Annotated in this window: 23 protein-coding genes; 10 read left to right on the top strand and 13 right to left on the bottom strand. The window is 66.7% G+C overall.

Annotated features, from left to right (window positions below; genetic code table 11):
• Nucleotides 1-6: 6 nt before the first annotated feature.
• Nucleotides 7-438 (bottom strand): DUF1841 family protein, encoded by a 432-nt coding sequence (locus tag AC1KAR_RS12655; RefSeq protein WP_480318162.1) that lies wholly within the window; start codon nucleotides 436-438, stop codon nucleotides 7-9.
• A gap of 50 nt (nucleotides 439-488) precedes the next feature.
• Between AC1KAR_RS12655 and AC1KAR_RS12650 the strand changes: the two genes are divergently transcribed.
• Both AC1KAR_RS12650 and AC1KAR_RS12645 read left to right on the top strand, forming a co-directional pair.
• Nucleotides 489-1,232, top strand: a complete 744-nt coding sequence (locus tag AC1KAR_RS12650) for a sulfite exporter TauE/SafE family protein (RefSeq protein WP_480318160.1) — start codon at nucleotides 489-491, stop codon at nucleotides 1,230-1,232.
• Nucleotides 1,233-1,288: 56 nt separating this feature from the next.
• Nucleotides 1,289-2,443 (top strand): iron-containing alcohol dehydrogenase, encoded by a 1,155-nt coding sequence (locus AC1KAR_RS12645; protein ID WP_480318158.1) that lies wholly within the window; start codon nucleotides 1,289-1,291, stop codon nucleotides 2,441-2,443.
• A 57-nt stretch (nucleotides 2,444-2,500) separates the two neighbouring features.
• On the opposite strand, the gene AC1KAR_RS12640 is transcribed toward AC1KAR_RS12645, so the two are convergent.
• Genes AC1KAR_RS12640 through kefF form a run of 3 tightly spaced genes read right to left on the bottom strand, consistent with a single transcriptional unit; the run spans nucleotide 2,501 to nucleotide 5,972 of the window.
• Nucleotides 2,501-3,472 carry a M14 family metallopeptidase gene (locus tag AC1KAR_RS12640; protein WP_480318156.1) on the bottom strand — a complete coding sequence of 324 codons (972 nt, stop codon included), beginning with the start codon at nucleotides 3,470-3,472 and terminating at the stop codon, nucleotides 2,501-2,503.
• Nucleotides 3,469-5,343 carry a glutathione-regulated potassium-efflux system protein KefC gene (gene kefC, locus AC1KAR_RS12635; RefSeq protein ID WP_480318154.1) on the bottom strand — a complete coding sequence of 625 codons (1,875 nt, stop codon included), beginning with the start codon at nucleotides 5,341-5,343 and terminating at the stop codon, nucleotides 3,469-3,471. The genes AC1KAR_RS12640 and kefC overlap by 4 nt, the downstream gene beginning before the upstream one ends.
• Nucleotides 5,343-5,972 (bottom strand): glutathione-regulated potassium-efflux system oxidoreductase KefF, encoded by a 630-nt coding sequence (gene kefF / locus AC1KAR_RS12630; RefSeq protein ID WP_480318152.1) that lies wholly within the window; start codon nucleotides 5,970-5,972, stop codon nucleotides 5,343-5,345. The genes kefC and kefF overlap by 1 nt, the downstream gene beginning before the upstream one ends.
• A gap of 81 nt (nucleotides 5,973-6,053) precedes the next feature.
• Here kefF and AC1KAR_RS12625 point away from each other — a divergent pair, with 81 nt between their 5' ends.
• The 4 genes from AC1KAR_RS12625 (at nucleotide 6,054) to AC1KAR_RS12610 (ending at nucleotide 9,893) form a co-directional block, all read left to right on the top strand.
• Nucleotides 6,054-6,671, top strand: coding sequence for a nucleotide-binding protein (locus AC1KAR_RS12625; RefSeq protein ID WP_480318150.1), 618 nt, complete (start codon nucleotides 6,054-6,056; stop codon nucleotides 6,669-6,671).
• Nucleotides 6,668-7,120 (top strand): MaoC family dehydratase, encoded by a 453-nt coding sequence (locus AC1KAR_RS12620; protein WP_480318149.1) that lies wholly within the window; start codon nucleotides 6,668-6,670, stop codon nucleotides 7,118-7,120. Before AC1KAR_RS12625 ends, AC1KAR_RS12620 begins: the two co-directional genes overlap by 4 nt.
• Nucleotides 7,121-7,249: 129 nt before the next feature.
• Nucleotides 7,250-8,005: a response regulator gene (locus AC1KAR_RS12615; protein ID WP_480318148.1), complete on the top strand. Its 756-nt coding sequence runs from the start codon at nucleotides 7,250-7,252 to the stop codon at nucleotides 8,003-8,005.
• Between the two features lies 1 nt (nucleotide 8,006).
• Nucleotides 8,007-9,893 carry a sensor histidine kinase gene (locus AC1KAR_RS12610; protein WP_480318147.1) on the top strand — a complete coding sequence of 629 codons (1,887 nt, stop codon included), beginning with the start codon at nucleotides 8,007-8,009 and terminating at the stop codon, nucleotides 9,891-9,893.
• Nucleotides 9,894-9,936: 43 nt separating this feature from the next.
• On the opposite strand, the gene panC is transcribed toward AC1KAR_RS12610, so the two are convergent.
• The 7 genes from panC to metG all read right to left on the bottom strand — a co-directional run bounded on the left by panC (nucleotide 9,937) and on the right by metG (nucleotide 17,595).
• Nucleotides 9,937-10,770: a pantoate--beta-alanine ligase gene (gene panC, locus AC1KAR_RS12605; protein ID WP_480318146.1), complete on the bottom strand. Its 834-nt coding sequence runs from the start codon at nucleotides 10,768-10,770 to the stop codon at nucleotides 9,937-9,939.
• Between the two features lie 22 nt (nucleotides 10,771-10,792).
• Entirely contained in the window at nucleotides 10,793-11,629 is an 837-nt protein-coding gene (panB, locus tag AC1KAR_RS12600; RefSeq protein ID WP_480318145.1) for a 3-methyl-2-oxobutanoate hydroxymethyltransferase, read from the bottom strand.
• The gene (gene bioB / locus AC1KAR_RS12595) at nucleotides 11,626-12,615 is read right to left on the bottom strand and encodes a biotin synthase BioB (RefSeq protein WP_480318144.1); all 990 of its coding nucleotides are present in this window, start codon (nucleotides 12,613-12,615) and stop codon (nucleotides 11,626-11,628) included. Before bioB ends, panB begins: the two co-directional genes overlap by 4 nt.
• 53 nt (nucleotides 12,616-12,668) lie before the next feature.
• Nucleotides 12,669-13,496 (bottom strand): segregation and condensation protein A, encoded by an 828-nt coding sequence (locus tag AC1KAR_RS12590; protein WP_480319420.1) that lies wholly within the window; start codon nucleotides 13,494-13,496, stop codon nucleotides 12,669-12,671.
• Between the two features lie 81 nt (nucleotides 13,497-13,577).
• Nucleotides 13,578-13,778: a DUF3460 family protein gene (locus AC1KAR_RS12585; RefSeq protein ID WP_480318142.1), complete on the bottom strand. Its 201-nt coding sequence runs from the start codon at nucleotides 13,776-13,778 to the stop codon at nucleotides 13,578-13,580.
• 46 nt (nucleotides 13,779-13,824) lie between these two features.
• On the bottom strand, nucleotides 13,825-15,519 hold the full coding sequence (locus tag AC1KAR_RS12580) for a SulP family inorganic anion transporter (protein ID WP_480318140.1): 1,695 nt from the start codon (nucleotides 15,517-15,519) through the stop codon (nucleotides 13,825-13,827).
• Nucleotides 15,520-15,555: 36 nt separating this feature from the next.
• On the bottom strand, nucleotides 15,556-17,595 hold the full coding sequence (gene metG, locus AC1KAR_RS12575) for a methionine--tRNA ligase (protein ID WP_480318138.1): 2,040 nt from the start codon (nucleotides 17,593-17,595) through the stop codon (nucleotides 15,556-15,558).
• A 114-nt stretch (nucleotides 17,596-17,709) separates the two neighbouring features.
• Between metG and apbC the strand changes: the two genes are divergently transcribed.
• A complete protein-coding gene (apbC, locus tag AC1KAR_RS12570; protein ID WP_480318136.1) occupies nucleotides 17,710-18,801 on the top strand; it encodes an iron-sulfur cluster carrier protein ApbC in 1,092 nt (363 codons plus the stop codon).
• Between the two features lie 6 nt (nucleotides 18,802-18,807).
• Here apbC and AC1KAR_RS12565 read toward each other — a convergent pair whose 3' ends face one another.
• A complete protein-coding gene (locus AC1KAR_RS12565; protein WP_480318134.1) occupies nucleotides 18,808-19,788 on the bottom strand; it encodes an MBL fold metallo-hydrolase in 981 nt (326 codons plus the stop codon).
• A gap of 28 nt (nucleotides 19,789-19,816) precedes the next feature.
• Complete coding sequence (locus tag AC1KAR_RS12560; RefSeq protein WP_480318132.1) at nucleotides 19,817-20,356, bottom strand: Mpo1 family 2-hydroxy fatty acid dioxygenase; 540 nt, start codon at nucleotides 20,354-20,356, stop codon at nucleotides 19,817-19,819.
• A gap of 99 nt (nucleotides 20,357-20,455) precedes the next feature.
• Between AC1KAR_RS12560 and AC1KAR_RS12555 the strand changes: the two genes are divergently transcribed.
• The 3 genes from AC1KAR_RS12555 (at nucleotide 20,456) to ypfJ (ending at nucleotide 23,518) form a co-directional block, all read left to right on the top strand.
• Entirely contained in the window at nucleotides 20,456-21,880 is a 1,425-nt protein-coding gene (locus tag AC1KAR_RS12555; protein ID WP_480318130.1) for a C13 family peptidase, read from the top strand.
• A gap of 87 nt (nucleotides 21,881-21,967) precedes the next feature.
• Nucleotides 21,968-22,537, top strand: a complete 570-nt coding sequence (gene dcd, locus AC1KAR_RS12550; RefSeq protein ID WP_480318128.1) for a dCTP deaminase — start codon at nucleotides 21,968-21,970, stop codon at nucleotides 22,535-22,537.
• Nucleotides 22,538-22,639: 102 nt separating this feature from the next.
• On the top strand, nucleotides 22,640-23,518 hold the full coding sequence (gene ypfJ / locus AC1KAR_RS12545) for a KPN_02809 family neutral zinc metallopeptidase (RefSeq protein ID WP_480318126.1): 879 nt from the start codon (nucleotides 22,640-22,642) through the stop codon (nucleotides 23,516-23,518).
• The last annotated feature ends 158 nt before the right edge of the window (nucleotides 23,519-23,676 follow it).

Here is a 23,676-nt window from a genome sequence, read left to right as displayed (position 1 = left end):
GGATTGTCAGCGTGTGGCCCTTCGGCGCACGCAATCGATGTACTTGTGTCCGTCGGGCGGCAGCCCGCTGCGCTGAGACTCCCACATCATCTCGCCCAGGCACTCCATCACCTCGTGGTGAGCGTCGTGGGCCGACCCGCGTTTGGCGGCCAGCAACGCGTAGGCCTGCTTGATGCCACGCGGCTGATCGATGCTCACCTGCTCGCTGATCGACAGGTGCATCGACAAGTGCAGGAAGGGGTTCGTGCGACCGGCTTCGACGTCGTACACGGCTGCGAGCGCCGAGTCGAGGTCGTCGAGCTCCGCGTGGTACTCGGGGTGCTCGTCGATCCAGTCGGCGGCCACCGTTTCCATCGGCGTGAGCGGCAGGTTCTCGCGGCGCTTGCGGCGGGTTTCGCAGAAGAAGCGGCGGACGTCGTGTTGAGAGGGCGCGAACATCGGAGAATTGTCGTCCCTTGCGCAGGCCGGTGCCCAGCCCGGCCCATTTGATGATCACCGATCCGTGGTTCTATGCCGCTGCCATCCCGGCGGTGCTGATGATGGGCCTGGCCAAGAGCGGCTTCGGTGCCGGCTTCGGCCCCCTGGCCACACCTTTGATGGCGCTGGCGATCCCGGTGCCCGAGGCCGCGGCGATCATGCTGCCGCTGCTGCTGGTGATGGATGCGGTGGGGGTCAAGTCGCTCTACAAGCTGCGTGATCGCGCCCTGCTGCGCTTCCTGCTGCCGACTGGGCTGCTGGGCGTGCTCGTCGGCTTTCTGACCTTCGGCGTGCTCTCGACCAAGATGGTGTCGGGCATCGTGGGCGGCTTGACGCTGCTCTTTCTGGCGCAGCGCATGCTGTTCCCACCGCGCGCCGACAGCCCGCCGCCCCCGCGCTGGCTCGGTCGCGTGCTGAGCGTGGCGTCGGGGTTCACGAGCTTCGTGTCGCATGCCGGTGGGCCCCCCTTGAGTGCCTACGTGCTGCCGCTGCGCCTGCCGCCGATCACGTTCACCGCGACGTCGGCGATCTTCTTTGCGGCGGTGAACCTGTCAAAGGTGGCGCCCTATGCATGGCTTGGCCTGATCGACCTGCGCAACATGAGCACGGCGCTGGTGTTGATGCCGCTTGCGCCGGTGGGTGTGTGGATCGGCGTGAAGCTCGTGCCGCACATCCCGCAGCAGCTGTTCTACAAACTGGTCTATGCCGGGATGTTTCTCACAGGTGTCAAGCTCCTCTGGGACGCGCTGATTTAAACGAGCGTGCGAAAATCAAAGCTTCGCATTGCATTTCACTGATCCGAGGTACCACCATGCCGACTCGCAGCTTTCTGATGACCGCCGAAAACTACATGGGGGCCGGTTGCCTGGCCGACGCCATGTCTGTCGTGCAGTCGCGCGGCTTCAAGCACGCGCTGATCGTGACCGACGCACCGCTCACTGCGCTGGGCGTCACCGAGAAGGTTGCCGCGCTGCTGCGCGAGCGGAACATGTCGGTCTCGGTGTTCGATGGCGTGAAGCCGAACCCGACCGTGTCGAATGTCGAAGCAGGGCTCGCCGTTCTCAAGGAAGCGGGTGCTGACTGCATCATCTCGCTCGGCGGTGGTTCGCCGCACGACTGCGCCAAGGTCATCGCCGTGCTGGCCACCAACGGTGGCGCCGTGATGGACTATCGCGGTGCCGACAAGGTCAAGAAGGCGCCGCTCGCGCTGATCGCGATCAACACCACGGCGGGCACCGCCAGCGAGATCACGCGCTTTGCGGTGATCACCGAAGAGACCAAGCACCTCAAGATGAACATCGTTGACCGTCAGCTCGCCCCGCTGATCTCGGTCAACGACCCCGAGCTCATGCTCGGCATGCCCGCTTCTCTGACGGCCGCAACGGGCATGGACGCGCTGACGCACGCGGTCGAGGCTTACGTATCCAGGATGGCTACGCCGGTCACCGACGCATGCGGCCTGCATGCCATCAAGCTGATCGGCAAGTACCTGGTGCGCGCCGTGACCAACGGCAAGGACGACATCGAGGCACGCGAGAACATGACGGCCGCGCAGTTCCTGGCCGGCATGGCGTTCAACAACGCCTTCCTGGGCTATGTGCACGCCATGGCGCACCAGCTTGGTGGCCAGTACAACCTGCCGCACGGCGTGTGCAATGCGCTGCTGCTGCCGCACGTCGAAGCCGCCAACGTGAGCGCCTGCGCACCGCGCCTGGCGGATGTGGCGCGCGCGATTGGTGTCGACACCGCCGGCATGAGCGACGAAGCTGCAGCACAAGCCGCCGTCAAGGCGATGCACGACCTGGCACGCGCCGTAGGCATCCCCGCCAAGTTGTCAGAGCTGGGCGTGAAGCGCGAAGACATCCCGCTGATGGCAGCGAACGCCATGAAGGACGGCTCGGGTGCAACCAACCCGCGCAAGCTGACTCAGCAAGACGTCGAAGCGATCTTCGAAGCTGCGTATTGAGCATTGGATAAAGAGGCGCACACCGGCGCGCGCCGGTGCGCGTCGGTACAAGGCGCCTCAGGCCCGCAACACGCGCGGGCTTCTGATGGCGAAATAGAACCACTCGTTGCCCGGGAGGGCCGCGGGGTTCGGGAACACGATGAACCCATCGGCCGGAGCACGCAGCTCCGTGCCATCGGCCCGCGTGCCGATCAGGTCCCCGGCGCGCAGCGGGTCGTAGCTGGCCCATGGCCTCGCGAATCGATCGCGCGGGTCGTGCAGGTCGGTCACCTCGGCCAGGCGCAGGAATTCGATGTCGGTTCGCGCGGGCGGCGCCGCCTCTTCGACCAGCCCCAGCTGCGCCAGCGTGTGGCGGATGGCGCGGTAGCCCACCTCGGGTGCCTGCGGGTCCTGGTGCTGGCCGCATTCCAGCGTGATCGCGTAGCCGCCGCGGCTTCGCATGTACTCGGTGGTGCCCACGCCGTAGCTCGGGTCGGTGCTCAGCATCTGCGCGCGGTCGGCCGGTGTGCTGCGTTTGAGGCGGCTCGCGACGCCGGCAGCGTAGGTGTCGAGCCAGCCCTCGACGATGCGCCGCGGGCCCAGGCGCAGCGCCAGGGCTTCCTCCTCGGCCGCGTGGGCGAAGGGCTCCAGCGTGCCCTGGTTGTCCGCAGGGCCGATCATCGCGAAGGGCTGGCCGGCGGTGTGGAACGAGTGCAGATCGAGCAGTACGTCATGCTCGGTGAGTAGCGGGCACAGCACGTTGGCGATGCAGTCTTCGTAGTCCTGCGGCGCAACGTTCGGGCGCAGGTTGCGGTTGAGGTTGCGGTCACCCGCCCGCTGTGCACGCTGATAGGCGAGCGGGTTGGTTATCGGCACGAAGGTGATGGTGCCGCGTGCGATCTGCAATTCGCCGCTGTCGAGTTCTCCGAGCACGCGCTCGATCGCGCGGGTGCCGCAGGTCTCGTTGCCATGCACCGCGCCCAGCACGATCAGGCGCCGGCCCGGTTGCAGGGCCCGGAAGGAGTGAGTGCGAAGGAGTGCAGTGGTCATCTTGTCGACTTGTCTGTGCCGGGGGCCGCGTCTGTCGCCGCCTCTGTCTCGGCGGACTCGCCCAGCCACCCGGCGCGGCGCAGTTGCGCCCTCGCATCGGCCCTCTCCTTGGCCCACAGTTGCTCCAGCTGGATTCGGCCTTGCTTTGCCACCGCAATGAACTTGGCTTCGTCCTTTCGGTGCAGCCTCATCTCTTCGAGCAGATGGATGTTGTGAAGGCGAAAGCGCAGCGCCAGGTTGCGCGACTGGTGTCGCTCCCAGCCCAGTGACTCCAGCACGCTGCGGCCGCTCATCAATGCGGAGTCGAGCGTCTCGCGTTCGATCATGGTCACACCGCGATCGCGCAGACCGTAGTAGTGCGTCACGTTGCGCGCACGCGCGACGACGGTGAGCTGCGGGAAGTGCTCGTTCACCACGTCGACGAGCTTGAGGCTTTGCTCGATGTCATCGATGGCGACGACGATGAGTCGTGCATTGCCTGCACCGGCCTTGCGCAGCAGGTCGAGCCTTGTCGCGTCGCCATAGAACGCGGGCCAGCCGAAGCGTCGCAGGCTTTCGACCTGCTCGGCGTCATGTTCGAGCACGGTGGCGTCGATGCCATTGGCAAACAGCAGGCGCCCGACGATCTGGCCATAGCGGCCGAAGCCGGCAATGATCACCGGCGCCTCCTGCTGTTCGTTCAGTTCTTCCACGGCGGCTGGCTTTCGCTGCGCGAGCCGAGGTATCCACCATTTGTCTGCGGCCACCAGCAGCAAGGGCGTCAGCAGCATCGAGACGGCCACGGCCGCCAGCAGCACCGACGAGGTGGGTGCATCGATCGCACCGGCCAGCGCGGCAGTCTGGAACACGACAAAGCCGAACTCGCCGCCCTGCGCGAGCAAGATGATGAACACCGGCCGCTCCGGCTTGGGCAGCGGCATGGCGCGGCCCATGCCCCACAACACGGCGGCCTTGAGTGCCAGGAAGGCCACCACGATCGCTGCGATGAGCAGCGGCTCCTGGCGCACCACATCGAAGTCGATGCTCATGCCGACTGCAATGAAGAAGAGGCCGAGCAGCAGGCCCTTGAAGGGCTCGATGTCGGTCTCCAGCTCCCGGCGGTATTCGCTCTCGGCCAGCAGCACGCCGGCGAGGAAGGCGCCGAGCGCCATCGACAACCCGACCGCCTGCATGAGTGCGGCGGTGGCGACGACAAGCAGCAGCGCCGCCGCCGTGAAGATCTCTGGCGTGTCGCTGCGTGCGATCCAGCGCAAGGCCGGGCGCAGGAGCAGGCGCCCGCCGAGCACGATGCCGGCGATCACCGCGACATCCTTCGCGGCGATCAGCCACACGTTGCCCTCGACCTGATCGCCGCCCAGGGCCAGCAAGGGCACGAGCGCCAGGATCGGAATGGCCGCGATGTCTTGCAGCAGTGCCACGCTGAGCAGGCTCTGCCCGCTGGTGGTGGCCATCTGGTTGCGTTCGGCCAGCACGCCCAGGCCGATGGCCGTCGACGACATCGCGAGCCCCAACGCCGCCACGAGCGCGACGCGCCAAGGCACACCCACCGCGACGGCGAGCGCCAGCAACAGTGCCGCTGAGCCCAGAAGCTGCACGCTGCCCCAGCCGAAGATGGGCTTGCGCATCGCCCACAGCCGGCGCGGGTCGAGCTCCATGCCGACCATGAAGAGCATCAGCACGACACCGAACTCCGCGAAGTGCAGGATGTCCTGCGGATCGGTGACCAGGCGCAAGCCTGCCGGCCCGATCGCGATGCCGGCCACCAGGTAGCCGATGATGGAACCCAAGCCGAGCTTCTTGGCCAGGGGAACGGCGAGTACCGCCGCGGCCAGGTAGATCAGGCCGCTCGTGAGCCAGTTGCCGTGTTCCATCAAGCGGCCTCGGTGGTCGAGGCTTCGCGGGGCTGAGCCGACCACGGCACCTCGCAGGTGGGGCATTCCTCCAGGCCGTCGAGCTCTGGCCATTCGGGATAGCTGGTGAGGCGATTGCTCAGGGTTCGCGCGTGAGTTTCGAGCGCCTCGGTGCCCAGCGCATGCGCATCGTGCAGCACCATCGGTGGCAGGAAGCGCAGGCCGCACATCGTCGCCGTCTGCTCGTACGCCGGCATGAAAGCATCAAAGTGGTAGCGGTTGTAGCCCGTGGGCCTGAAGGAGTCTTCCGAGCCCCCGGTGCTCGTGACCAGCCACACGTCCTTGCCACGCAGCGCTTGACCCTCCGGGCCATAGGCCCAGCCGAAGCTCAGGACTTCCTCGAGCCAGAGTTGCATCAGCGGGGGCATGTGAAACCAGTGCAGGGGGTGCTGCCAGACAACCAGTTGGGCCTTGCGCAGCGCCGCCTGTTCGGCCTCCACGTCGATCAGGTAATCGGGATACAGCGCGTAGAGGTCGCGAACCTCGACTCGCGGCACCTCGGCGGCGGCGCGCATCAGGCGCCGATTGATGCGCGACAGTTCCATGTGCGGGTGCGCGGTGAGCACCAGGATGTCTGTGGGTTCGGCCATGGAATTCACTGGTAAGTCTTGATGGGCGGGCCCTGGAGGGCCCCGTTAACATAACCGCAAACGCAAACTCGGGAGCAGCGCATGCCGGTGATCGTGGTGGCGAATCCGAAGGGGGGGGTGGGCAAGAGCACCTTGTCGACCAACGTGGCGGGGTACCTGGCGCAGGCCGGTCACGCGGTGATGCTGGGCGATGTCGACCGACAGCAGTCGGCCCGCACCTGGCTCGGTCTGCGCCCAGGCAACCTGCCCCTGATCACCGGGTGGGACGTGGCCCACGACGACATCGTGCGCCCGCCCAAGGGGACGACGCACGTCGTGCTCGACACGCCGGCCGGTCTGCACGGCAAGCGGCTCGAACAGGTCATGAAGATTGCCGACAAGGTGATCGTGCCGCTGCAGCCGAGCATTTTCGACATCCACGCCACGCATGCCTTCGTGCGCGACCTGCTTGCGCACCGCCGCAGCGACAAGGTGTCGGTCGGCATCGTGGGCATGCGCATCCGCGAGGGCACCATCTCTGCCGACCAGTTGCGCAGCTTCCTTGGCACCTTGGAGACGCCGGTGCTCACCTTCTTGCGGGACACTCAAAACTACGTGCACCTCGCTGCACGGGGTCTCACTCTGTGGGACGTGGCGCCCAGCCGGGTCGAGCGCGACCTGGAGCAGTGGCAACCCCTCATCAGCTGGATCAATTCATGAAGACTTTCGAGAAGATCACCGACCTGCAGCCGCTGGTCGGCCAGGAACTGGGTGTGAGCGAATGGATGACCATCACGCAGGAGCAGGTCAACAAGTTTGCCGATGCGACCGGCGACCACCAGTGGATCCACGTGGACCCGGAGCGCGCCAAGGCCGGCCCGTTCGGCGCACCTATCGCGCACGGCTTCCTGACGCTCAGCCTGCTGCCCGAAATGACGGCGTCGGCGTTCCGGGTGACCCAGACCCGCATGGGTGTGAACTACGGCCTCAACAAGGTGCGGTTCCCGGCACCGGTGCCGGTGGGCAGCCGGCTGCGTGGCCGCTTCAAGCTGCTCGAATACGTTCCACTCGAAGGCGGCGCGCAGATGACCGTCGAGTGCACGATGGAGCGCGAAGGCTCCGACAAGCCAGTCTGCGTCGCCGAATCGCTTGCACGCCGTTACGCCTGAGGCCCTGCCGAATCGCCTTGTCGCAATTGCCCCTTAGGGCTTGCCCACCCTTCCCCCAATAGGAGGGGGCTGGCCCCCCAGCGCCTCGCATACGATCCCAGGCTGCATACACCGCTTGGGGGGAGAACAATGAAGGTGCTGCTGGTCGATGACCACCCGCTGATTCTTTCGGCGCTGCAGACGGTTATCAAGGGATTGGGGGACCACGTCAAGGTGGTCGGTGCGGGCAGTGCCCGTGCCGCGCGCGAGGCACTCAAGAGCGAGAGCGATTTCGATCTCGTGCTGCTCGATCTTCAACTCGGCGATGCCGATGGCTTCGAGCTGCTGGTCGAGTTCCGGGCTGCCTACCCGGCGTTGCCGGTGGTGGTGGTATCGGCCTCCGACCGGGCGAGTGACGTCATCCGCTCCATCGACCTCGGCGCCATGGGCTTCGTGCCCAAGCGAGCCACCAACGAGACCCTGTTCGAGGCGCTGCACATGGTGATGTCTGGTGGCATCTACGTGCCGCCGATGACCATCGGAACCGAGCCGCCGCCGCCGCGCATGGGCCGCCGCAGCACGGACTTCCCCGGAGGGCAGCTCAATGTGGTCAGCAAGGAGGCCACCGACAGCGGCTTCCAGACGCAGCCCAATCTCGCCTCGCTCGGCCTCACGCCGCGCCAGACCGATGTGCTGGCGCTGCTGCTCAAGGGCAACCCCAACAAGCTGATCGCGCGCGAGCTGGGTCTGTCTGTCGAGACCGTGAAGGACCACGTGGCCGCCGTGCTGCGCGCGCTCGGCGTGAGCTCGCGCACGCAGGCCGTGCTGGCGGTGGGCCAGATGAGCCAGCAGCACGGCGGGTTCACGACCTGGCGCGGCCCGAGCAACAACGGCAAGACGCGCTGAGATGTCGCCGTTGCCGAGCACGAGCTACGACTTGCTGGCGCCGCTGCCCGAAGGGGCGACGGGTGGGGCCGGAACGGGCTCTGGCGAGGCCGCCAACAAGGCCATGCTCAACGACCAGGCCTCGGCCGAGCGCGTTGTCGACATCTACGCCTACCTTCCGACCACGACGGTGGCGATGGTCGTCGGTGTGACGGTCGTCGTCACGCAGTACTGGCGCCTCGTGCCGCGGACCGGCATGGCGGCATGGCTGTTCGTGCTGGTGGTGCTGGGCGTGATTCGCGCTTGGATGTCCTACAACTTCAAGCGCCGCACGCGCAACGACCAGCAGGCGCTGCTGGGGTGGTACCAGGCCTGGCGCGCGACGACGCTGTGCGCCGGCCTGCTATGGGGCATCGCCGCGTGGTTCTTCTATGGCTACGGTGGTGCCACCGAGCGCTTGATACTCATCCTGACGATCTACAGCTTCTGCATGGCGGGCATGCAGATACTTTCACCGCAGAACAACACGTTCTACGAGTTCTGCGCCTTGTGTCTGACGCCGCTGGTCGTGCGCGTGGCGTTGCCGGGCGATTCGAAGAGCCTGATGCTCGCCGCCTATCTGTTGGTGATCTTCGGCATCACCGTGATGCTCGCGCGCCTGTACCGCAAGAACAACGAGGGTCTGCTGCAGATCAAGGTGCGTGCCGATCAGTTGCTGGTGCAGTTGCGAGCGGAAAAGGCTGCGGCCGAAGCGGCACGGCAAGAGGCCGAGGTCGCCAATCGCGCCAAGACGCAGTTCTTTGCTGCGGCCAGCCACGATCTTCGCCAGCCGCTTCATGCCATGGGGCTGTTCGCCGAGGCGTTGCGCCAGCGAAGCCACGACGAAGAGGTCACGCAACTGGTGGCCAGCATCAACGGCTCCGTCGACGCACTCGAGGGCCTGTTCTCGGAGTTGCTCGACATCACCAAGATCGACACCGGCGGGGTCGATGTCGCGCCGGTGCACTTCTGCGTGGGCGACATCTTCCGCAAGCTCAGGCTGCACTTCGAGCCCGTGGCCTTCGAGAAGGGCTTGAGCCTGCGGTTCAGCGGCGAGGCCCACAACGTCTACGCCGACCCGGTGCTGCTGGAACGCATCCTGCGCAACCTCGTCTCCAACGCCATCCGGTACACCAACGACGGCAGTGTGCTCGTGAGCTGTCGCCGGCGCGACGGCCGCATGCTGCTGCAGGTGTGGGACACGGGTGTGGGCATCCGCGAACGCGAGCAGGCTCGCATCTTCGAAGAGTTCTACCAAGTGCCCTACAGCGAGACACTCTCGCCGCAGCAGCGAAAGGGGCTCGGGCTCGGTCTGGCCATCGTGAAGCGCCTGGCGGGTTTGATGGAGGCACCTTTGACGCTGCGTTCCGAGACAGGGCGTGGCACGGTGTTCTCTCTGCGCCTGCCGTCGGGCAAGTCGCCGCGTTCGCGTGGGCCTTCGGATCTCTTGGGCAAGGCGCCGCTCGGGCTGACGCTGGAGCGCAAGTTGATCGTGGTCGTGGAAGACGAGCCCTCGGTGCGTGGTGGCCTGGAAGTCTTGCTCAAGGGCTGGGGCGCCCAGGTCGTATCGTTCGAGACGCTGGACGCCACACGCGCCTGGGCGCAGGCTGCCGACCCTGTCGCCCTGCGGCCCGATCTGCTGGTGGTCGACTACCGCCTGGAGCGTGGGCACACCGGGGTCGAAGTGATCGGGGCACTGCGTGAACGCTTCGGCGAAAGCGTGCCGGCGATCATGGTCACGGGCAGCACGATGTCGGGCCATGAGGCGGAGGCGCAGGCCAACGACTTCCATCTGCTCGTCAAACCCGTGGTGCCCAACAAGCTGCGGGCGATGATCGGGTTCAAGCTCGGCGTGCGCGCACCGAGCTGAGCTTCATCGGGTGCCTCGGGCCAGCCTGACCGGCTGGCGCGCTTCAGAACTCCAGGTTGTCGATCAGGCGGGTGCTGCCCAGCCGTGCAGCGCCCAGCACGACCAGCGGGCCGGTGGCATCACTTGCGGTCGGGGGCTGCAGATCGCCACGGCGTCGCACGGTCAGGTAGTCGGGCTGCCAACCGCGTGACGTGAGGCCTTGGGCGGCCTGGTGCTCCAGATCTGCCATCTGCTCTGGCTGCGCCCTGTATGCGCTGGCGAGCTGCTTCAACGCCTGCGAAAGCGCGAGGGCTTCATTCAACTCGGCCGCGCTCAGGTAGCCATTGCGCGACGACAGCGCCAGGCCTTCAGCGCTGCGCCGGGTCTCGCCGCCTTCGATGAGCACCGGCAGCGCGAACTGATCCACCATGCGGCGGATCACCATCAGTTGCTGGTAGTCCTTCTTGCCGAACACGGCAATGCGGGGCTGAACGATGGTGAAGAGCTTCATGACCACCGTGCTTACGCCAGTGAAAAAACCTGGTCGGAAGTGCCCTTCGAGAATGTCGGCCAGCGCGGGATCCGGGTGCACCTTGTATGTTTGAGCCTGCGGGTACATCTCGCGTTCGTCGGGTGCGAAGACGAAGTCGCAGCCGGCTCCCGCCAGCAGCTCGGCGTCGCGCTGCAAGGTGCGAGGGTAGCGGTCGAAGTCTTCGTGCGGCGCGAACTGGAGGCGGTTGACGAACACGCTGGCCACCACAGGAACGCCATGCTGTCTGGCCTGGCGCACCAGGGCCAGGTGGCCTTCATGCAGGTTGCCCATCGTGGGCACGAGGGCGCAGGATTGCGGGCCGGGCAAGGCCGAGCGCAGCGCTTCGATGGTGTGCAGGATCTGCATCGCGAATCAGGCGGGGTGAGGCTCAGTAAGCGTGAATCTTGTCGTCGGGGAAGCGGCGCGCTTTCACCTCGGCCACGTAGTGCGACACGGCGGCCTCGACCGAGGGTGCGCCTTCCATGAAGTTGCGCACGAAGCGCGGCAGCTTGCCTTGCGTCACGCCCAGCATGTCGTGCAGCACCAGCACCTGTCCGTCGCACTCGACGCCGGCTCCGATGCCGATGGTGGCCATGGTGGCGGCGACCTTCTTGACAGCGCGCGCCGCGTTGGACGTCACGAGCTCGAGTACGCACATCGCTGCCCCGGCGTCCGAGAGCTCCTTGGCGTGGCGCACGAGCGTGGCGACGGCGTCTTCGCTGCGCCCCTGGATGCGGTAGCCGCCCAGCGCGTGCACCGATTGCGGGGTGAGCCCCAGGTGCGCGCACACCGGCACGCCCCGCTCGACGAGAAAGCGCACGGTGTCAGCTGTCCAGCCACCGCCTTCGAGCTTGACCATTTGCGCGCCGGCCTGCATCAGCGCAGTGGCCGAGCGCATGGCTTGGCTAGCGGACTCCTGATAACTGCCGAAGGGCAGGTCTCCGATGAGCCAGGCGCTGCGGTTGCCGCGTGCCACGGCGCGTAGGTGGTAGGCGGTTTCCTCCACGGTCACCGGCATGGTGCTCTGCTGACCCTGGATCACCATGCCCAGGGAGTCACCCACGAGCAGGCAGTCGACGCCGGCGGTGTCGAGCACCCGCGCAAAGCTCGCGTCGTAGCAGGTGAGCATCGTGATGGGTTCGCCCGCCGCCTGCATCTCGCGCAGGCGATGCAGGGTGACGGCCTTGCGGCTGCCCGTGGGCGCTTCGGTGGGGTGGCTGCTCATGAGGTTTTCATCCCGAGTTTGTCGAGCAACTGGCGGTCGGCGTCCACGTCGGGGTTGCCGGTGGTCAACAGCTTCTCGCCGTAGAAGATCGAGTTGGCCCCGGCGGCGAAGCACAGCGCCTGGACGGCTTCGCCCAGTTGCTGCCGGCCGGCCGACAGGCGCACGCGCGCGGTCGGCATGGTGATGCGGGCCACGGCAATCGTGCGCACGAATTCCAGCGGGTCGAGCTTGGCCTGGCCATTCAGCGGCGTGCCTTCGACCTGCACGAGGTTGTTGATCGGCACCGACTCCGGGTAAGGGTTGAGGTTCGCCAGTGCGGCCACCAGCGCGGCACGCTGGGTTTGCGTTTCACCCATGCCGACGATGCCGCCGCAGCACACCTTCACCCCCGCACCGCGCACCCGCTGCAGCGTATTCAGGCGATCTTCGTACTGGCGGGTGCTGATGATGTCGCCGTACTTGTCGGGGGCGGTGTCGATGTTGTGGTTGTAGTAGTCGAGCCCGGCCTCCTGCAATTGCTCGGCGTGGCCGTCTTCGAGCAGGCCCAGCGTGGCGCAGGTTTCCATGCCCAGTGACTTCACGGCGCTGACGAGCTCGGCCACCTTCTCGACGTCGCGGTCCTTCGGGCCGCGCCAGGCGGCGCCCATGCAAAAGCGCGTGGCGCCGGCGGCTTTCGCGCGGCGGGCGGCGTCGAGCACGGCGTCGGGTTCCATCAGCTTGGTGGCTTCGACGCCGGTGTCGTAGCGCGCGGCCTGCGGGCAGTAGCCGCAGTCTTCGGGGCAGCCGCCCGTCTTGATCGACAGCAGCGTGGAGAGCTGGACTTCGTTGGGGTCGAAGTGCTCGCGGTGGACCGTCTGGGCGCGGTACAGAAGCTCATTGAAGGGCAGGGCGAACAAGGCTTCGACCTCGGCGACGGACCAACGTTCTGGCGCGTGGACGGGGGCGGCCGGCGGGCGGGCATGGATTCGAACGGCTGTCTCTTGCATGTAGGGGTCTCCTCGGTCCCACCGGCGACGCGCCAGTGGGCGGCTGATGGGGTTCAGGCCGGCTGGTAGGCCAAGCGAACGTAGATCGGGGCGAAGGCTTCTGCCTGTGTCACTTCGAGCAGGTGCTCGCGCGAGAGTTCGAGCATGGCGATGAAGGTCACCACCAGCACCTGGGGGCCGCGGGTGAGGTCGAACAGGTCTTCGAACAACGCGAAGCGCTTGCCCTGCAGGCGGCGCAGCACGATGCTCATGTGTTCACGCACGCTGAGTTCCTCGCGCGTGATGGTGTGGTGCTGGTTGAGCTTGGCGCGCTTCAGGATGTCCTGCCAGGCAGCTCGCAGTTCATCCGCGTCGACATCGGGGAAGCGCGGCTTGAGCGACTGCTCGATGGTCACCTGCGCACGCAGGAAGTCGCGGCCGATCACCGGCAGCGCATCGAGCCGTGCTGCGGCGAGCTTGATCTGCTCGTACTCGAGCAGGCGGCGGACGAGTTCGGCACGCGGGTCTTCGGGCTCTTCGCCCTCGGCCACCTTCTTGGGCGGCAGCAACATGCGCGACTTGATCTCGATCAGCATCGCCGCCATCAGCAGGTATTCACTGGCCAGCTCGAGGTTGGTCTTGCGGATCTGTTCGACGTAGGCCAGGTATTGCTTGGTCACCCCGGCCATCGGGATGTCGAGGATGTTGAAGTTCTGCTTGCGGATCAGGTAGAGCAGCAGATCGAGCGGGCCTTCGAAGGCTTCGAGAAAGACCTCCAGGGCATCCGGCGGGATGTACAGATCGGTCGGCAGCGTGAACAGCGGCTCGCCATACAGGCGCGCGACGGCCACGTGATCGACCACGTCAGGGACGGCCCGGGTGTCAGGCGCCTCGGGCGCCATCGCTTCGGTGTTCACGCGAATGGAGCGCGTCGCGCGTCAGTCGGCCTGCGCGCGGAGCGGCGTGGGAGCCGGCGTCATGAATCAGCCCTTGGTCTGGTAGACGTAGGGCTGCTGCGCCACCCGGGCGTCGCGGTACTCGGCTTGAGTGGGCAGGTCGATCGGCTTGTCCCACAACAGGGCACGACCTTCGCGTTGCTCGGCCTCGAGCGTGGGCTTCTTGGCCTTGAGCTCCTCGATGAACGAGGTGACGTCGGACTTGTAGGGCTTCCAGAACAGGGGCATGGCAGTCGGCCCCGCAATGGGGCGGCCGTGAGTCAATCGCGGGATTTTAACGGCCTGGGGCGGTAGATGACGCGCAGCAGCAATCCAGCGCGGCCGGCAGGTCGGCGGCGAGGTGCCGTTCGCCCAGAACGCTGTCGAATCCGGCGCGGCAGATCAACTCGCGCGGCTGGGGGTTCAGATCGCAAAGCAGCAACTCGACGCCCTGCCGCTGCAGCGTGCGACGCAGTTGCGCCAGCGCCTCCAGGCCGGAGTTGTCGAGCGAGACCAGGCGGTGCATCTCCAGTACCACGGCGCGGGTGCCCGGTGGAACGGCCTCGCCGACGCCCTCGATCTTGCCGACCGCGCCGAAGAACAGCACGCCGTACAGGCGATACGCCAGCACCCCATCGGGCATGCCGAGTACGGGCTCGACACGAAACAATGTGCTCATGCGGTAGATGAAGAACACGCACGCCAGCACGAGGCCCACCTGCACGGCCACCGTCAGATCGAAGATCACGGTCAGCAGGAAGGTGCCCAGGAGCACGGTTCGGTAGGGCAAGCCGAACTGGCGCAGCCGGGCGAACTCGTGCCATTCGCCCATGTTCCAGGCCGCGTAGAGCGCAATGCCGGCCAGCACGGCCAGCGGCACGTTCACCGCCAGCGGGGCTGCCACCAGAACGATCGCCAGCAGCGTCCCGGCGTGAACCATGCCGGCCACCGGGCTGACGGCACCGGCGCGAATGCTGGTCACCGTGCGCGCGATGGTGCCGGTGGCCGGGATGCCTCCGAAGAAGGGCACCACCATGTTGGCCACGCCCTGGGCCATCAGCTCCTGGTTCGGGTCGTGGCGTTTCAGCGGCCCGGCGAGGTTGTCGGCGATGCGCGCGCACAGCAGCGATTCGATCGCACCCAGCATGGCGATGGTCACCGTGGGGATCACCAGCTGCTTGGCGCTGTCCCAGCTGAAGGGCGGCAGCTCCAGCCGAGGCAGGCTCTGCGGGATGCCGCCGAAGCGCGTGCCGATGGTCTCCACCGGCAATTGCAGCGCCCAGGTGGCGGTGGTGAAGAGGCCCAACGCGACGATAGGCCCCGGAACGCGGGCGGCGGTGCGCAGCGTGCGCCCTTCGAGCAAGGCGGCGGGCAGGCGCGAGCCAGCGGCAAAGAGCCTGGGCCAGACGAAGAGCAGAACCACTGTGCCCACGCCGATGGCCACCGCGTGCAGGTTCACGGTGCCGATGTGGTTGGCGAGCATCTGGACCTGGGTGAAGAAGTCCGACGGCAGCTTGGGGAGCTGCAACCCGAGCAGGTCGCGCACCTGCGAGAGCGCGATCAACACCGCAATGCCGTTGGTGAAGCCGATCACGATGGTCACCGGCATGTAGCGCACCAGCGCGCCGAGCTTGAGCAGCCCGAGCAGGAACAGCAGCACGCCGGCCAGCGCGGTGGCGATCAGCAGGTTGGTCAGCCCGTAGCGCTCGACGATGCCGTAGACGATGACGATGAACGCCCCCGCCGGCCCGCCGATCTGGACGTTCGAGCCGCCCAGCGCCGAGATGATGAAGCCCGCGATGATGGCGGTGAACAGGCCCTGCTCGGGCTTCACGCCCGAGGCGATGGCGAAGGCCATGGCCAGCGGCAAGGCGACGATGCCCACCGTGAGGCCGGCCGCCACGTCATTGGCGAAATGGTTGCGGTCGTAGCCCTTGAGGGCGTCGACCAGCCGCGGCCGGAACGCTTGCGCCTGGAAGGGCAGCCTCAACACGCCTCCCGGCTGGAGGCGTGTTGTGTCAGGGTGTCAGCGCACTCGCAGGCCCGGTGTGGCGCCCGGCCAGGGTTCGAGGACGTACAGGCCCGGGTTGGCTTTCTCATCGGCGTGTGAGGCAGCAAGAACCATGCCTTCGCTGATGCCGAACTTCATCTTGCGCGGCGCAAGGTTGGCCACCATGACCGTGAACTTGCCGATCAGGTCTTCGGGCTTGTAGGCGCTCTTGATGCCGCTGAAGACATTGCGTGTCCTGCCCTCACCCGCGTCGAGTGTCAGGCGCAGCAGCTTGTCCGAGCCTTCGACATGCTCGCAGTTGACGATCCTGGCGATGCGCAGATCGACCTTGGTGAAGTCGTCGATCTTGATCTCGTCGGCCAGCGGCTCACCGCCCGGCACCACGGCGGCGGGCGCGGGCGGCTCGAACAGGGCTTCGAGCATCTTCGGGTCGACGCGTTGCATCACATGCTTGTACTCGCCGATGGTGTGGGCGCCGAGGCCGCGGGCTGCGTCGGCAAAGCTCAGGGGCGGCACGCGCAGGAAGGCCTCGACCTGCGCCGCCAGCGCCGGCAGCACCGGCTTCAGGTAGATCGTGAGCAGGCGGAATGCTTCGATGCAGACCGTGCACACGTCGTGCAGGCGGTCGTCCATGCCTTGCTGCTTGGCGAGTTCCCAGGGCTTGTTGGAATCGACGTACTCGTTGACCTTGTCGGCCAGCGCCATCACCTGGCGCAGCGCCTTGCCGGTGTCGCGCGCTTCGTACAGCTCGCGGATGGCGTCTCGCTCGGCACGCAGCAGCGTGAGGAGGGTTTCGCCGTCGGTGGCGATCTTGCCCAGGTCTCCGTTGAAGCGCTTGGTGAGGAAGCCTGCTGCGCGGCTGGCGATGTTGATGTACTTGCCGACCAGATCGGAGTTGACGCGGGCGACGAAATCGTCGGGGTTGAACTCCACGTCTTCCACCCGGCCGTTCAGCTTGGCGGCCAGATAGTAGCGCAGCCACTCGGCGTTCATGCCGAGTTGCAGGTATTTGAGTGGCGAGAGCCCGGTGCCGCGGCTCTTGCTCATCTTCTCGCCGCCGAGCGAGAGGAAGCCGTGCACGTTGATGTGCTTCGGTGTCTTGCGGCCGCTGAAGTGCAGCATCGCCGGCCAGAAGAGCGTGTGGAAGGTGATGATGTCCTTGCCGATGAAGTGGATCTGCTCCACCTCAGGGTCGGCCATGAAGGCATCGAAGTCGCGCCCGGTCTTGTCGAACAGGTTCTTCAGCGACGCCAGGTAGCCCACCGGCGCGTCGAGCCACACGTAGAAATACTTGCCCGGCGCATCGGGGATCTCGATGCCGAAGTAGGGTGCGTCGCGGCTGATGTCCCAGTCGGCCAGGGCCACGTGTCCTTGCTCGTCCGGTGCAAACCACTCCTTGATCTTGTTCAGCACCTCGGGCTGAAGGCGGCCCGGCGTGGTCGTCCACTGCTGCAGGAATTCGATGCACCGATCGGAGGAGAGCTGGAAGAAGTAGTGTGAACTGCTCTTGAGCACCGGCGTGGCGCCCGAGAGCGACGAGAACGGGTTCTTGAGGTCGGTGGGTGCGTACACCGTGCCGCAAACCTCGCAGTTGTCGCCATACTGGTCTTTCGCGCCGCACTTGGGGCATTCGCCCTTGATGTAGCGGTCGGGCAGGAACATGTTCTTCACCGGGTCGAAGAACTGCTCGATCACGCGCTCGGCGATCAGGCCCTCCTTGCGCAAGGCGCGGTAGATGTCCTGCGCGAGCACGTGGTTCTCAGGCCCGTCGGTCGAGTGCCAGTTGTCGAACGCGATGTGGAAGCCCTCGAGGTACTGCTTGCGACCGGCGGCGATCTCGGCCACGAACTGCTGAGGTGTCTTGCCGGCCTTCTCGGCCGCGATCATGATCGGCGCACCGTGCGCGTCGTCTGCGCAGACGAAGTGAACCTCGTTGCCCACCATGCGCTGGAATCGCACCCAGATGTCGGCCTGGATGTACTCCATCATGTGCCCGATGTGGAAGGCAGCGTTGGCGTAGGGCAGGGCGGTGGTGACGAAGAGCTTGCGGGTCATCTGGCGGCGTGGCGCGGGGCCTAGCGGAAACGGTCGATTCTAGGCGCGCAGCCCCGAGGGAGAAGGCCCGCGCGCTAGACTGGCACGGCATCTTCTGCCTCATCCGAACACCCCATGCCTCTCACCGAAACCGCGTTGCTCGACGCGCTCAAGACCGTCATCGACCCCAACACCGGCAAGGACTTCGTCAGCACCAAGCAGCTGAAGAACCTGCGCATCGAACGCGACTCGGTGTCGTTCGACGTGGAACTGGGTTACCCGGCCAAGAGCCAGGTCGGCGCGCTGCAGGCGGCGCTGGCGGCAGCGGCCAAATCGGTGACGGGCGTGGCGGCGGTCGATGCACGGCTGGAGAGCAAGATCGTCGCGCATGCCGTGCAGCGGGGCGTGCAGTTGCTGGCCAACGTGAAGAACATCGTCGCCGTGGCGTCCGGCAAGGGGGGCGTGGGCAAGAGCACGACGGCTGCGAACCTCGCGCTCGCTCTGGCCGCCGAGGGCGCGCGCGTGGGCGTGCTCGACGCCGACATCTACGGCCCCAGCCAGCCCATGATGTTCGGCTTGAGCGGCCGCCCGCAAAGCGAGGACGGCAAGACCATGGAGCCGATGGAGAACCACGGCGTGCAGGTCATGTCGATCGGCTTCCTGGTGGAGCAGGACAACGCGATGATCTGGCGCGGGCCGATGGCCACGCAGGCGCTCGATCAGTTGCTGCGCCAGACCAACTGGAAAGAGCTCGACTACCTGATCATCGACATGCCTCCGGGCACCGGGGACATCCAACTCACCTTGAGCCAGCGCGTGCCATTGACGGGCGCGGTGGTCGTCACCACGCCTCAAGACATTGCCCTGCTCGACGCGCGCCGCGGCATCAAGATGTTCGAGAAAGTGGGCGTGCCCATTCTGGGCGTGATCGAGAACATGGCCGTGCATGTGTGCTCGAACTGCGGGCACGCCGAACACATCTTCGGTGCCGATGGTGGCAAGCGCATGGCCAACGACCTGAACATGGACTACCTGGGCGCGCTGCCGCTGAGCATGGGCATCCGCGTGCAGGCCGATTCGGGCTCGCCCACGGTGGTGAGCGACCCGGGCAGCGAAGTGGCCATGACCTACAAGGCGATCGCGCGGCAGGTGGCGGTGAAGATCGCCCAGCGCAGCAAGGACTTCTCGTCGAAGTTTCCGACCATCACGGTGTCGAAGGACACCTGACGCGGCTCATGGCCTGAAGGGCAGGTAGAGCGGGGGCATCCGGATCTCGACCCCTTCGGCCGCGCCGCGCTGCGTCAGGTCTGCCATCACGGCGCCGAAGTCGTCGAGCAGCAGCGGCATGGCCTGCAGCGGCTCGTCGAGCGGGCGCCAGAAGTTGTCCCAGTGCACCGGGATCACGCGTTTGGCGCCGACGGTCTTCACCACTTCGTTCCAGTAGGCCGCGCGGTACGCCTCGCCCTTCTTGCCCAGCGTTCCGGTGCCGAGGAAGACGGTGTCGGCCTTCACGCCGGCGAGTGCGCCGGGCACGTAGCCGGCGCTGCCTTGCACCAGGAAGCTCGCACCGGACGTGTGTGTCACCGCAATCGACCACACCGTGCCCTCGCGGTACGCGAAGACGTGGGCTGGCGGCGTGACGGGCGACTCGATGAGCTCGGGCGTGACGCCATCGCTGTACGGCGTGGGGCTGTGCCGGCTGGCGATGAAGCGCAGGCTGAACTTCCCGAGCGTCAATACCTCGCCGGATTGCACAGCACGCATCTCAGCCGGCGCCAGGCCGTAGCCTCGGCCGATCTGCAGCGTCGACTCGGAGCCCACCAGCAGCGCGCCGGTGCGCTGGGCGACGCGGGGGGCGTCCATGGCATGGTCGTAGTGGGAGTGAACCGGCACCACGGCGGCGAGCCGTGCGACGGACAGCCGTGACAAGGCGGCGTCGATGCGGTGCTCGTCGGGGGTGAGCCGGCCGGTCAGCGACTCCCAAACTCCGGGGCGTGTGAAAAAGCCGTCGGTCATCCAGGCGGTTTCGCCGTCGTCGAACACGAGAGTCGTCACGCCCGCGAAGCGAACCCGCACGCCGTCGGCGCGGGCGTCGGTCGGCAGGGTCAGCGACCGGTAGGGTTCGAGCGGCGGGTGGCGCTGGGCCTGGACGGCCACGTAGGCCACCGCTGCGGCCAGCAGGATGGCGCCGATGCGCAGCACGAGCCGGCGCATCGGGTGCTGTCGGGGCGCTGGCGGCAGATCAGGCCGGGTGGGCCAGATCGCGGATGTGCGTGGGGCCGGCCTGGCGCTCGATCTCGGCCAGCAGGGGCTTGTTCCAGCCCATGAGGAACATGGCCTCGGCCGTCACGAACATCGGGCCGACCAGCAGGCCGATGATGTCGTCGACAAACGCCGGCTTGCGGCCCTCGTAATAGTGGCCGATGAACTGGATCACCCAGCCCACGAAGAAGCTGCCCACGCCCCAGGTGAGCCAGCTCGCCACGCTGCCGCCCGAGACGCTGTGCGCCAGCGCGATCAGCACGCCCACGGCGAGCGTGACGGCAATGTTGAGCGCCAGCGGGCCGCGGCGGCTCATGTACCAGGCGCCAGCCAGGCAGAACGCCAGCCAGGCACCGGTGAGGTCGAGTGCGGGCAGGTTGATGTGCAGGCGTGCCAGCAGCACGCCGATGCCAAAGGCGATCATCGGCACGCCGACGAAGTGGGTCAGGATGTTGCGCCGGTCTCGGTGGTAGGTGGCGTACTGCGCGAGCAGTTGCAGCGTGGTCCGTTGCTGGCTCATGTTTGTCTCCACGATCGAATTCGATGGGCAATATTCTGAGCCGTTGCCGGCATTCTGACCATGGTATTTCCACAGACAATGCGCGCCCTGGAGGGGCCAATGACCGCCGAGAACGAGGAAAACCGCACCGATCGCAGCAAGTTGATGCCGCTCGTGTGGCAGGGCGCGCGCAGCGCGGTGTTCCTGAAGCCCGCGCTGACTGGCTTGCGGGTCAGCCCCGCCGTGCTGGCGTTGCTGGTGCTGCTGGGCTTTGCGCTCGGTGCCTTGCTCCAGCGCATCGTGATCGACGGCCCGGCGTTCTTCTACTGGGAGGCGATCGCCTACAGCGGCTGGTTCACCACCGTGCTCCTGCTGTGGGCCTGCTGGGTCGTGGTGCGTTCACCGGTGCCGCCGGCGTCAGGGGGAGGTGTGGCCGCATCCACGCTCTTCGCGGTATTGGTCGTGCAGCAGTTGCTCATCTCCGCGGTGTGGTGGCTGCTGTACCTGGGGATCTCGCATGGGCCCGGGCTTGCCGGGCGCATGTCGGCGCGCATGCTGTGGGCGCTTCCTTACGTGGTGGTCGGTTGGATGGCGCTGGCGGGCGTGGTGGCGCTGTGCCGGCACGCGTTGCCGGGTGCTGCCCGGCTGGCGGTTGTCATCGTCTATGGCCTGGTCGTGGTCACGAGTGCCAAGCTGCCGCCGCCTCAATACTGGTACCCGGATGCGCCGATCGCCGATGCCGACGACAAAGATCCGAACGACCTGCGCCTCACGCAAGAGGTGATCGAGCAGCAGGCCAGCGTGCTCGCCGAGAGCCTGAGCGCCTTGCAGCCGCAGCGTCCGGGGGTGACCGATCTGTACGTGCTCACCTTTGCGCCCTTTGCCACGGAAGACGTGTTCCGCCGCGAGAGCCAGCTCGTCGCCGACGTGATGAGCGAACGCTTCGACGCGCAGGGGCGCACGCTGCAGCTCGTCAACCATGCCCAGACCGCCGGCGTCCTGCCCTGGGCGACGGGCCTGAACTTGCAGCGGGCGATCCTGCGTGCGGCCAGCCAGATGGATCTCGAAGAAGACGTTCTCTTCATCCACCTCACTTCGCATGGCGCGCGCGACGGCAAGCTGGCGACGGCCTTCTACCCGCTCGAGACCGAGGCGGTCACGCCGACCCAGCTGCGTGCCTGGCTCGACGAAGCTGGCGTGCGCTGGCGTGTGATCTCGATCTCGGCCTGCTACTCCGGCTCGTGGATGGCACCGCTCGGCGAGCCCGGAACGCTCGTGATGACGGCGGCCGATGCGCAGCACACGTCCTACGGTTGCGGCCGCAAGTCGGAGCTGACCTTCTTCGGACGCGCCATGTACGACGAGCAACTGCGCCACACCCGTTCGTTCGAGGCGGCGCACGCCGCGGCGCGCCCGGTGATCGATCGGCGCGAAAAGGAGGCAGGCAAGGACGATGGCTACTCGAACCCTCAGATCTCCGTGGGTGACGCGATCCGGCCCCGCCTGCAAGCCTTGACCGACCGGCTGGACGCCGCGGCGCCTTGAGCGCCGTGGCCCGGTGGGCGCCTCCCTACAATCGAGCCCCTCTCCCCGCACCAACCCCTCACGACACCGCCACCCGGTGACACGCGCATGAGCATCAAGAGCGACAAGTGGATCCGCCGCATGGCCGAGCAGCACGGCATGATCGAGCCCTTCGAGCCGGGCCAGGTGCGCCATGCGGCCGACGGCCACAAGATCGTGAGCTACGGCACCAGCAGCTACGGCTACGACATCCGCTGCGCGCCCGAGTTCAAGATCTTCACGAACATCAACTCCACCATCGTCGACCCGAAGAACTTCGACGAAAAGAGCTTCGTGGACTTCGAGGGCGACGTCTGCATCATCCCGCCCAACAGCTTCGCCCTGGCGCGCACGGTCGAGTATTTCCGCATCCCCCGCAGCGTGCTCACCATCTGCCTGGGAAAGAGCACGTATGCGCGCTGCGGGATCATCGTCAACGTGACGCCCTTCGAGCCCGAATGGGAAGGTTTCGTGACGCTCGAGTTCAGCAACACCACCCCGCTGCCCGCCAAGATCTACGCAGGAGAAGGGTGCGCGCAGGTGCTCTTCTTCGAGAGCGACGAAGTCTGCGAGACCAGCTACAAGGACCGCGGCGGCAAGTACCAGGGCCAGCGCGGCGTGACCCTGCCCAAGACCTGATCCCCCCGCGCGCACCGCGCCAGCGCAGGGCTGCCACATGGCAGCCCTTTTTGTTGGTGGGTTGGCTACCATGCACGCTCCACCAACACGGGGAGTCGGGCCATGAAATGGGAAGGCAACCGCGAGAGCGACAACGTCGAAGACGCGCGCAACAGCAGCGGGGGCCGGCGTGGTGTCTCCTTCGGCGGAGGCCGCGGCATCGGTGTGGGCACCATCGCCATCGCCCTGGTGGCCGGCTGGGCGTTCGGCATCAACCCCCTGACGGTGCTGGGCCTGCTCAGCGGTGGTGGTGGCGCACCCCAGGCGCAGCAGGCGCCCGCGCAACGGCCGCCGGCCGATGATCAACTGGCGCGCTTTGTCTCCGTCGTGCTCGCCGACACCGAAGACGTGTGGCGCGAGCAGTTCAAGCAGTTGGGCGCGACCTACCGCGAACCCAAGCTGCGCCTCTTCCGCGGCAGCGAGGTCACCGCATGCGGCCGCGGCGAAGCGGCGATGGGGCCCTTCTACTGCCCCGGTGATCAAAAGGTCTACATCGACCTCGACTTCTACGAAACCATGCGCACGCGGCTCGGCGCACCGGGCGACTTCGCCCAGGCCTACGTGATCGCGCACGAGGTGGGGCACCACGTGCAGAACCTGATGGGCATCACGGGCAAAGTCGACAGCATGCGCGGGCGTGTGAGCGAGGCCGACCAGAACGCCCTGAGCGTGCGGCTCGAACTCCAGGCCGATTGCTTTGCCGGGGTGTGGGCCTATCACGCCAACCAGGCGCGCCAGATCCTGGAGCAGGGCGATGTCGAGGAGGCGCTCAACGCGGCCTCGCAGATCGGCGACGACACCTTGCAGCGCAAGTCGCGCGGCACTGTGCAGCCCGAGAGCTTCACCCACGGCAGCAGCGCACAGCGCGTGGCCTGGTTCACCAAGGGGTTGAAGACCGGCAGCGTCGCCCAGTGCAACACCTTCGAGGCGCGACAACTCTGACTCGCGCGGTCCAAGGCGAGTCGCCGACGCGATTCCCTAAAGACCATGGTGCCTGTACGTGAACCTTGGTGAGCTTGAAGAAGTCACGACGCCGCAGCACGATCCCCCTCTCCGAGCCGGGCTGCGCACATCAAGGCAGCCGGCCCGGAACGCCTGAC

The sequence above is a fragment of the Piscinibacter sp. PDB1-1 genome (genome assembly GCF_056675995.1).
This window is presented reverse-complemented; position numbering and strand designations above follow the sequence as displayed.

What these genes read in the sequence shown, in the direction of transcription:
- AC1KAR_RS12655 (WP_480318162.1), bottom strand. Translation starts at nt 438, where the DNA reads ATGTTCGCGCCCTCTCAACACGACGTCCGCCGCTTCTTCTGCGAAACC.
- AC1KAR_RS12650 (WP_480318160.1), top strand. Translation starts at nt 489, where the DNA reads ATGATCACCGATCCGTGGTTCTATGCCGCTGCCATCCCGGCGGTGCTG.
- AC1KAR_RS12645 (WP_480318158.1), top strand. Translation starts at nt 1,289, where the DNA reads ATGCCGACTCGCAGCTTTCTGATGACCGCCGAAAACTACATGGGGGCC.
- AC1KAR_RS12640 (WP_480318156.1), bottom strand. Translation starts at nt 3,472, where the DNA reads ATGACCACTGCACTCCTTCGCACTCACTCCTTCCGGGCCCTGCAACCG.
- kefC (WP_480318154.1), bottom strand. Translation starts at nt 5,343, where the DNA reads ATGGAACACGGCAACTGGCTCACGAGCGGCCTGATCTACCTGGCCGCG.
- kefF (WP_480318152.1), bottom strand. Translation starts at nt 5,972, where the DNA reads ATGGCCGAACCCACAGACATCCTGGTGCTCACCGCGCACCCGCACATG.
- AC1KAR_RS12625 (WP_480318150.1), top strand. Translation starts at nt 6,054, where the DNA reads ATGCCGGTGATCGTGGTGGCGAATCCGAAGGGGGGGGTGGGCAAGAGC.
- AC1KAR_RS12620 (WP_480318149.1), top strand. Translation starts at nt 6,668, where the DNA reads ATGAAGACTTTCGAGAAGATCACCGACCTGCAGCCGCTGGTCGGCCAG.
- AC1KAR_RS12615 (WP_480318148.1), top strand. Translation starts at nt 7,250, where the DNA reads ATGAAGGTGCTGCTGGTCGATGACCACCCGCTGATTCTTTCGGCGCTG.
- AC1KAR_RS12610 (WP_480318147.1), top strand. Translation starts at nt 8,007, where the DNA reads ATGTCGCCGTTGCCGAGCACGAGCTACGACTTGCTGGCGCCGCTGCCC.
- panC (WP_480318146.1), bottom strand. Translation starts at nt 10,770, where the DNA reads ATGCAGATCCTGCACACCATCGAAGCGCTGCGCTCGGCCTTGCCCGGC.
- panB (WP_480318145.1), bottom strand. Translation starts at nt 11,629, where the DNA reads ATGAGCAGCCACCCCACCGAAGCGCCCACGGGCAGCCGCAAGGCCGTC.
- bioB (WP_480318144.1), bottom strand. Translation starts at nt 12,615, where the DNA reads ATGCAAGAGACAGCCGTTCGAATCCATGCCCGCCCGCCGGCCGCCCCC.
- AC1KAR_RS12590 (WP_480319420.1), bottom strand. Translation starts at nt 13,496, where the DNA reads ATGGCGCCCGAGGCGCCTGACACCCGGGCCGTCCCTGACGTGGTCGAT.
- AC1KAR_RS12585 (WP_480318142.1), bottom strand. Translation starts at nt 13,778, where the DNA reads ATGCCCCTGTTCTGGAAGCCCTACAAGTCCGACGTCACCTCGTTCATC.
- metG (WP_480318138.1), bottom strand. Translation starts at nt 17,595, where the DNA reads ATGACCCGCAAGCTCTTCGTCACCACCGCCCTGCCCTACGCCAACGCT.
- apbC (WP_480318136.1), top strand. Translation starts at nt 17,710, where the DNA reads ATGCCTCTCACCGAAACCGCGTTGCTCGACGCGCTCAAGACCGTCATC.
- AC1KAR_RS12565 (WP_480318134.1), bottom strand. Translation starts at nt 19,788, where the DNA reads ATGCGCCGGCTCGTGCTGCGCATCGGCGCCATCCTGCTGGCCGCAGCG.
- AC1KAR_RS12560 (WP_480318132.1), bottom strand. Translation starts at nt 20,356, where the DNA reads ATGAGCCAGCAACGGACCACGCTGCAACTGCTCGCGCAGTACGCCACC.
- AC1KAR_RS12555 (WP_480318130.1), top strand. Translation starts at nt 20,456, where the DNA reads ATGACCGCCGAGAACGAGGAAAACCGCACCGATCGCAGCAAGTTGATG.
- dcd (WP_480318128.1), top strand. Translation starts at nt 21,968, where the DNA reads ATGAGCATCAAGAGCGACAAGTGGATCCGCCGCATGGCCGAGCAGCAC.
- ypfJ (WP_480318126.1), top strand. Translation starts at nt 22,640, where the DNA reads ATGAAATGGGAAGGCAACCGCGAGAGCGACAACGTCGAAGACGCGCGC.